This window comes from Stenotrophomonas sp. STEN030 (assembly GCF_056759995.1).
In genome coordinates this window covers 154,423-162,511 of the sequence record NZ_JBRREB010000001.1, presented here as the reverse complement: position 1 = coordinate 162,511, position 8,089 = coordinate 154,423, and the positions used below count along the sequence as shown (strand labels likewise).

At 63.5% G+C, this 8,089-nt stretch carries 3 protein-coding genes and 1 rRNA gene; 1 reads left to right on the top strand and 3 read right to left on the bottom strand.

All coding sequences use genetic code 11. The features are described from left to right. Window positions 1–112, top strand: a 5S ribosomal RNA gene (rrf, locus tag ACVOLR_RS00690); the annotation flags it as partial. A gap of 400 nt (window positions 113–512) precedes the next feature. On the opposite strand, the gene ACVOLR_RS00685 is transcribed toward rrf, so the two are convergent. The 3 genes from ACVOLR_RS00685 to gltB all read right to left on the bottom strand — a co-directional run bounded on the left by ACVOLR_RS00685 (window position 513) and on the right by gltB (window position 7,807). Next, window positions 513–1,385, bottom strand: coding sequence for a methylglyoxal synthase (locus ACVOLR_RS00685; RefSeq protein WP_481534733.1), 873 nt, complete (start codon window positions 1,383–1,385; stop codon window positions 513–515). A gap of 386 nt (window positions 1,386–1,771) precedes the next feature. Next, complete coding sequence (locus ACVOLR_RS00680) at window positions 1,772–3,217, bottom strand: FAD-dependent oxidoreductase (RefSeq protein WP_481534732.1); 1,446 nt, start codon at window positions 3,215–3,217, stop codon at window positions 1,772–1,774. Window positions 3,218–3,352: 135 nt separating this feature from the next. After that, on the bottom strand, window positions 3,353–7,807 hold the full coding sequence (gene gltB, locus ACVOLR_RS00675; protein ID WP_481534731.1) for a glutamate synthase large subunit: 4,455 nt from the start codon (window positions 7,805–7,807) through the stop codon (window positions 3,353–3,355). Window positions 7,808–8,089: the final 282 nt, after the last annotated feature.

Sequence of the window (8,089 nt, the reverse complement as noted above, 5' to 3'; positions counted from 1 at the left end):
GATGAAATTAGCGCTATGGAACCACCCGATCCCATCCCGAACTCGGAAGTGAAACGTAGCCGCGCCGATGGTAGTGCAGCCTAAGCTGTGCGAGAGTAGGTCATCGTCAGGATTTAAACCAAAACCCCGCTGCCAGAAGCAGCGGGGTTTTTCTTTGCCTGGAGCAAAGACAGGCTTGTGGCAGCTATGGCAGGCTTTTGTGGGAGCGGCGTAAGCCGCGAAGCTCGTAGAGGCAACGACGCAGAAAGGCTTGTACCAAGCCAGAAGCCAAAAGCTGCCCTCATCCCAACCCTTCTCCCGCAGGCGGGAGAAGGGAAAGAAAGAGCTAGAGCAGAAACCGAGGCAGAAGCTAAAGCCAAAGCCAAAGGCAAAGCCAAAGGCAAAGCCAAAAGCCAAAGCCAAAAGCCAAAAGCCAAAAGCCAAAAGCCAAAAGCCAAAAGCCAAAAGCCAAAGCATCGGGTTACTGCGGCGCTACTTGGAATGCCCCTGCCGAACATGGTTCGGCACTACAGTCAGGCTTTCTGGCGAGCCTGTGCTGCTGTTGCCCAACGGGCAGCGATGTTCGGTGCGGTGATGCACACAGCCTCATCAGTGACTGTCGTCACTGCGCGCTCCAGCAGCTGGATGTCCGCTTCATGCTGGCGCGCCACATGCGGATCTTCAAAGAAGATCGCGCGTTGGCAGCGGTGCTCAAGCACACGATCTGCAATCTGCGCATCGCCACCGAGCGGACCACTCTGGAAGCGGTGGATCCATTCCTGACCGCGTGGCCAGCCGCGGCTCCAAGCCATCTCGTTCAAGCGCTGACCGGTGGTGCCGGTGCCGATGCGCTGCTCAAACTGCGACAGCAGGTCGAAGTGCTCTGATGCGAACGCCAGCATCTGTGGTTTGCGCGCATCGTGTGCGATCAGTGCCAGCGTCTGCTTGCTGAAGTCGTGCAGATCATCTGCGCCCGGATCCGGAGCGAAGCCTGCGTGGATGCGCTCCATTTCAATCCAGTCACGCGCGGTGGCTACCGTGGAGATGAAAGGCTTGCCGTGGATGACGCACTGGCGCTTGAGTGCGATTGCTTCAGGGAACACCGATGAGGGATCTACCGGGTCGATGAAGTAGATCGCGCCGTCGAGTGTGCGCTCCGGGGTGCCCATGCCGACCACTTCAGCTACCAGCTTCATCAAGCCGCCTTCGCGGCCATTTGGATAGCGTTGAAGTGCAGGGTAGTTCTGCAGCGGGTGGGTGCTGGCAATGGCGTCGTAGGTGCGGCCAACGGCGTGCAACTCGACGCCAAGCTCGCGAATGCCTTTCTCGCTGGCGCGGAGCCAACGGAACAACGCGGCGTCGGCGCTTTCGTGATGGAGACGGTTTGCGGCCAGACCGATGCGCATTGCGACTTTCCTTTATGCGGAGTTCTTGAGTGTAGGGCAGCTGGGTGTCGGCTGGTTGATGGCGTTGGAGCCAAAGCTACCGCAAGAGCTCCCCTCATCCGCCCGTTCGGGCACCTTCTCCCGCAAGCGGGAGAAGGGAGTAGGTCGCTACTACGCGAACTGGTAGTCAACAGCCAAAGCAGCAGCCAAAGCAGCAGCCAAAGCAGCAGCCAAAGCTACCGCACGTAGGGCGCATCGCGTTTTCTGGCGCTTGAATTCGGGGCTCACTGGCGGGCGGTGGCCGAAGCAGTGAGCCAGCAGGCAGGTAAACAATACCGATGTGGTCCCCTCTCCCGTTTCAACGGGAGAGGGGTAGGGGTGAGGGCGCTCTTAGCGCGGTCCAGCAATCACCGCTTCAACAAAGCAACAATGCTCTCAGCAGCGTCACGCCCTTCAGCAACAGCCGTCACTACCAGGTCCGCGCCGCGCACCGCATCGCCACCGGCAAACAGCTTCGCGTTGTGTGTCTGGAACGGCAGGCGCGTAGCACCACCAGCAATGATGCGACCGTTGCTGCTGGCCTCTACGCCCTGCGACGAAAGCCATTCCGGCAATGTCGGCGAGAAGCCAAAAGCAATAATCACCACATCCGCTTCCAGCAGCGATTCGCTGCCATCAATGGCCACCGCATTGCGCCGGCCATTGGCATCCGGCGGGCTGAGCTCGGTCTCGACCACAGTCACGCCGATAACTTCATCATCAGCGCCGGCTTCGATCGCCAGCGGTTGGCGGTTGAACAGGAAGCGCACACCTTCTTCGCGGGCGTTCGCAACTTCGCGTGCCGAGCCCGGCATATTGGCTTCATCACGACGGTAAGCGCAGGTCACCTTGGCCGCGCCCAGACGAATCGCGCTGCGCACGCAGTCCATGCCGGTATCACCACCGCCGAGCACCACCACGCGCTTGCCGTTGAGGTCGGGTAGGGCGATCTGGTCTTCCCAGCCGGCAATCGGCCGGCCCTTCGGGTCGTTGCCACTGACGATGCGGCTGTTCTGCACCAGGAACGGCAGCGCAGGCAGCACGTTCTTCAGGTCCTGGCCAATCAAGCCGCCATCGGTGTAACGGTAGGCGCCGGTGCCGAGGAACACGGCGTCGTAATCGGCCTGCAACTGCTCGATGCTGATATCGCGGCCGATCTCCACGCCAAGACGGAATTGAACACCCATGCCTTCGAGGATCTCGCGGCGACGATCGATCACGCTCTTGTCCAGCTTGAAGCTGGGGATGCCGAACTGCAGCAGGCCACCGATCTGTTCGTAACGGTCGAACACCACGGCTTGTACACCGGCACGTGCGAGGCGATCGGCACAGGCCAAACCTGCGGGGCCTGCACCAACGACTGCCACGCGCTTGCCGGTGCTCTCAACGGCATGCAGATCAGGCTTCCAGCCCGTGGCCAGCGCGGTATCGACGATGTACTTCTCGACCGCGCCGATAGTCACCGCGCCGAACTCTTCAAGCGTGCAGCTGCCTTCGCACAGACGATCCTGCGGGCAGACGCGGCCACAGACTTCCGGCAACGGGTTGGTCGAATGGCAGAGCGTCGCCGCTTCGTGGATGCGGTCTTCCTGCACCAGCTGCAGCCACTGCGGGATGGCGTTGTGTACCGGGCATTTCCAGCTGCAATAGGGGTTGCCGCAATCCAGGCAGCGCCCGGCCTGGTACTGCGCGTCACCCTTGTCGAACTTGCCGTAGAGCTCGCCCCAATCGCCGGACGTGCGCAATTCCACAGGGATGCGCTGCGGCATGGTGCGGGGCAGATCGAGGAATTGGAAGGCTTGCTTGCGGCTCATGGCGGACTCGTGATGTCTGGGGAGGAGCCCTTCTCCCGCAGGCGGGAGAAGGTGCCCCGAAGGGGCGGATGAGGGGGCTTTAAAGCTGCCCTCACCCCAACCTCTCTCCCGCTGGCGGGAGAGGGGCTCAAGCCGTCAAGCGGCGCGGCGCAAAGACTCGGCCAGCGACTCGATGCTGGCGGCCTTGGGTTTGACCAACCAGAACTTGCCGACGTAATCGCGGAACTCGTCCAGGATCTGCTGCGCCCAGATGCTGCCGGTCAACTCGCGGTGACGGCTGATCAAGGTGTGCAGATGCTGGCGATGGTTCTCGAAGCCTTCGGTCGAGATGCGGTGAATGTCGATCAGCTCGTGGTTGTAGCGGTCGACGAAATCACGGTCGACGTCGAGCACATAGGCCAGGCCACCAGTGAAGCCGGCACCGAAGTTCAGGCCGACCTTGCCGAGCACCGCTACCACGCCGTCAGTCATGTATTCGCAGCAGTGGTCGCCAGCACCTTCAATCACCGCCAGCGCGCCGGAATTACGCACGCCGAAGCGTTCGCCGGCTCGCCCTGCGGCAAACAGCTCGCCGCCGGTGGCGCCGTACAGGCAGGTGTTGCCGATGATTGCGGTGTTGCGTGCCTCGAAGCGGGCGCCGCGCGGCGGACGTACCACCAGGCGGCCACCGGCCATGCCCTTGCCGACGTAGTCGTTGGCTTCGCCTTCGACTTCCAGATTCAAACCGCCAACATTGAATGCACCGAAGCTCTGCCCGGCAGTGCCGCGGAAGCGCAGGCTCAACGGCGCTTCGCTCATGCCGTGGTTGCCGTGCGCGCGGGCGATGGTGCCGGACAGGCGCGTGCCGACCGAACGGTCGGTGTTATGGATCAGGAAGCGGTGTTCGCCGCCCTGCTTGTTGGCGATGGCGCTGGCGAGCAGAACATCCATCTGCGTGGCCAGGCTGTCGGGCGACTGGTACAGGCGCTGTGCGGCGCAATGCTCACCGTCGTAGTGGGCAGGTGCCAGCAGGCGCGACAGATCAACCTTGACGCCTTCGCGCGGCGACACTTCCAGCTGCTCCAGCAGATCGGTACGACCGACGATTTCATCCAGCGAACGCACGCCCAGGTACGACAGCCATTCGCGCACTTCTTCGGCGAGCAGGCGGAAGAAGTTCTCCACGCGCTCCGGCATGCCGGTGAAGTAGCCGCTACGCAGGCGCTCGTCCTGGGTGGCGACGCCGGTGGCGCAGTTGTTGAGGTGGCAGATGCGCAGGTACTTGCAGCCCAGCACGATCATCGGGCCAGTTCCGAAGCCGAAGCTGTCGGCGCCCAGCAGCGCGGCCTTGACCACATCCAGACCGGTCTTCAAACCGCCGTCGGTCTGCAGGATGGTGCGGCTACGCAGATCATTGCCGACCAGTGCCTGATGCGATTCGGCCACGCCCAGTTCCCACGGCACGCCGGCATAGCGGATCGAGCTGATCGGCGAGGCACCGGTGCCGCCGTCATGGCCTGACACGGTGATCAGATCTGCGCCAGCTTTCACTACGCCGGCAGCAATGGTGCCGACGCCTGCGTGCGAAACCAGCTTCACCGACACCAGCGCATCCGGATTGACCTGCTTCAAGTCGTAGATCAGCTGCGCCAGATCTTCGATCGAATAGATGTCGTGATGCGGCGGCGGTGAGATAAGGCCGATACCGGGCTTGGCGTAACGCAGGCGTGCGATCAGTTCGTTGACCTTGTGGCCGGGCAGCTGGCCACCTTCGCCGGGCTTGGCGCCCTGTGCGACCTTGATCTGCAGCACTTCGGCGTTGACCAGGTATTCGGCGGTGACGCCGAAGCGGCCGGAAGCAACCTGCTTGATCTTGGAACGCTTCTCGGTGCCATAGCGTGCGGGATCTTCGCCGCCTTCGCCGGAGTTGGAGCGGCCGCCGAGACGGTTCATCGCAATCGCCAGCGCTTCGTGCGCTTCCGGTGACAGCGCGCCCAGCGAAATAGCGGCGGTATCGAAACGCTTGAACAGCGCTTCGGCCGGTTCCACTTCGTCCAGCGGCACCGGCGTTGCTGCCGGCTTGAGCTGCAGCAGATCGCGCAGCGCCGAGGTCGGGCGCGAATGCACCGCGTCCATGTACTTGCGCCAGTCTTCGGCGTCGCCGGTGCGCGAGGCGCGCTGCAGCGTCATCACCACGTCCGGGTTGTACATGTGGTATTCACCGCCATGCACGTACTTGAGCAGGCCGCCGACTTCCGGCTCGGCCAGGTCATTCCAGGCACGCACGGTGAGCTCGCGGGCTTCGGTATCCAGTCGCGCCAAGCCAACGCCGCCGATGCGTGCGGCGGTATCCGGGAAGCACAGTTCAACCACATCCGGATCAAGGCCGACGATCTCGAACAGCTGCGCGCCGCGATAGCTGGCGACGGTGCAGATGCCCATCTTCGAGATGATCTTGCTCAGCCCCTTGTAGATGCCCTTGCGGTAACTGCGGCCGATCTGTGAAACCTCACCGCCCTTCTTCAGCAGCAGGATGCCGCGCCGGCCAAGATCGAACAGCGTCTGGTAGGCCAGGTACGGATACACCGCGGTCGCACCGAAGCCCAGCAGGCAGGCCATGTGGTGCGCGTCGCGGGCGGTGCCGGTTTCCAGAATCAGGTTGACGTCGCAACGCAGGCCGACCCTGGACAGATGGTGATGCACGGCGCTGGTGGCCAGCAGTGCGTGCACCATCGGGCGGTCGGCGACCGGGTAGCGGTCGGACAGCAGCAGCATTACCACGCCGTCGCGCGCGGCCTGCTCGCACTCGGCACAGATGCGCTCGATGCCGGCCTTCAAGCCTTCTTCGACGCTGTAGGACAGGTCGATCAAACGGTTGCGCTCGACGTACTGGTCCATCTTCAGCAGCTGGCGCAGCTTGCGCTGGCTCAGCACCGGCGAGTTGAGGATGACGTGGTTCACCGTCTCCGCACCGGCGTGGAAGATGTTGGTCTCCTTGCCGAGCTGGGTGGTCAGCGACATCGCGCACTCTTCGCGCAGCGGATCGATCGGCGGGTTGGTGACCTGCGCGAAGGCCTGGCGGAAGTAGTCGTACAGCGGCCGGGTATGGCGGCTGAGCACGGCAATCGGCGTGTCATCGCCCATCGAACCGGTGGCTTCCTGGCCGGTCTCGGCCAGCGGCCGCAGCACCTGCTCGAGTTCTTCGGTCGTGAGCTGGAACAGCTTGTGGTAGCTGCGCAGTGTCGCTTCGTCGAACGGTTCCTCGGCCAGCGAGGGATCGATCAGCTCGGTCTGCAGGTAGGTCACGCCCTGATGCAGCCATTGCTTGTAGGGCGCACGTGCACGGTTGATGCGGTCGATGGCTTCCGAGTCGAGCAGGTCGCCACGCTTGAGGTCGATGGCCATCATCTGGCCCGGGCCGAGCTTGCCCTTGCGCACCACGCGCTCGGTCGGCACTTCCCAGACACCGGCTTCGGAGGCGACCAGGAAGTGGCGGTCGGAGGTCAGCATCCAGCGCGCCGGGCGCAGGCCGTTGCGGTCAAGCGTGCAGGCGGCATAGCGGCCGTCGCAGGCGACGATGCCGGCCGGGCCATCCCACGGCTCGCTGTTCAAGCCATAGAACTCGTAGAACGCGGCGAGGTCAGCGTCCTTGAATTCCAACGATTGCGTTGCCGGCGGCACCAGGATGCGCAGCGCCTGAATCAGCTCCATGCCGCCGGCCACCATCAGCTCCAGCATGTTGTCCATGCTTTGCGAATCGGAGCCGTGCATCGAGATCACCGGGTCGAGCTCGGCGATGTCGAACTTCGGCGTCTTCCACACCTTGCTGCGCGCCTGCGCCCAGTGACGGTTGCCTTCGATGGTGTTGATCTCGCCGTTGTGGGCGAGCATGCGGAACGGATGGGCCAGCGGCCAGCGCGGCATCGTGTTGGTGGAGAAGCGCTGGTGGAACACCACCACGCTGGATGCCAGTTCGTGGCGCTGCAGGTCGGGGAAGAAGGTGCTCAGCTTGTCCGGCAGCACCATGCCCTTGTAACTGATGGACTCGGCGCTGAGCGTGGTGACGTAGTAGTCGGCGACGTCGCGGAGGGTCTGTTCGCTGCGGCGGCGGGCCATGAACAGCGCCAGCGCGAATTGTTCGGCGCTCTGCTCGATGTCGGCATCGACGAACACCTGTTCGATCTTCGGCAGCGTGTCACGCGCCAACTGACCACAAACGCTGTCATCGGTTGGGACTTCACGCCAACCGCGCGGATGGCAGCCGGCGGCGCGCAGCTGTGCATCCAATTCGGCGCGACATCGCTGCGCGGCGTCAGCATCGTGCGGCAGGAACACCACGCCAGCAGCGAAGTTGGGGCCGAGCGCGATGCCAGCTTCTTCGGCCAGCTGGCGCAGGAACACCGTGGGCTTGCGCAGCAGCAGGCCGCAGCCGTCGCCGGTGAGGCCGTCGGCGGCGACACCACCGCGGTGGGTCATGCGCGACAGCGCAGCGATGGCGGTATCCACCAACAGGCGCGATGGCTGGTCGTCGAGCTGGGCGACCATGCCGAAACCACAGGCGTCGCGTTCGTCTTGCGGGTCGTAAAGCCCTTGCGGGGTGCGGACTGCCATCTGTGCCTCGATGCGATTCAGGTGAGCGGCGACACTCCTGCCCGCTCGCTGAGCACGTCATGCACATCAGATGGATCGCGTCGTGCCGTTGGGGTAAGACCCGACGTACGCCGTTGCGGCGTATACGCCCGACCCAAGCGCCCTCGCGCCCATCCAATGGACGCAACGTGCTCTACCTGGAGCGCACCTTGAGGTCACCGGATGGCTCGACTAAATCACAGTTGTTGCAACGCCGCAATACATCGTTGCGAGCGCAACCAAAGCCTTGCCCAGCAAGGCTTT

Excerpts from the sequence above, each read along its gene's own strand:
- ACVOLR_RS00680 (WP_481534732.1), bottom strand. The coding sequence starts at position 3,217 with ATGAGCCGCAAGCAAGCCTTCCAATTCCTCGATCTGCCCCGCACCATG.
- ACVOLR_RS00685 (WP_481534733.1), bottom strand. The coding sequence starts at position 1,385 with ATGCGCATCGGTCTGGCCGCAAACCGTCTCCATCACGAAAGCGCCGAC.
- gltB (WP_481534731.1), bottom strand. The coding sequence starts at position 7,807 with ATGGCAGTCCGCACCCCGCAAGGGCTTTACGACCCGCAAGACGAACGC.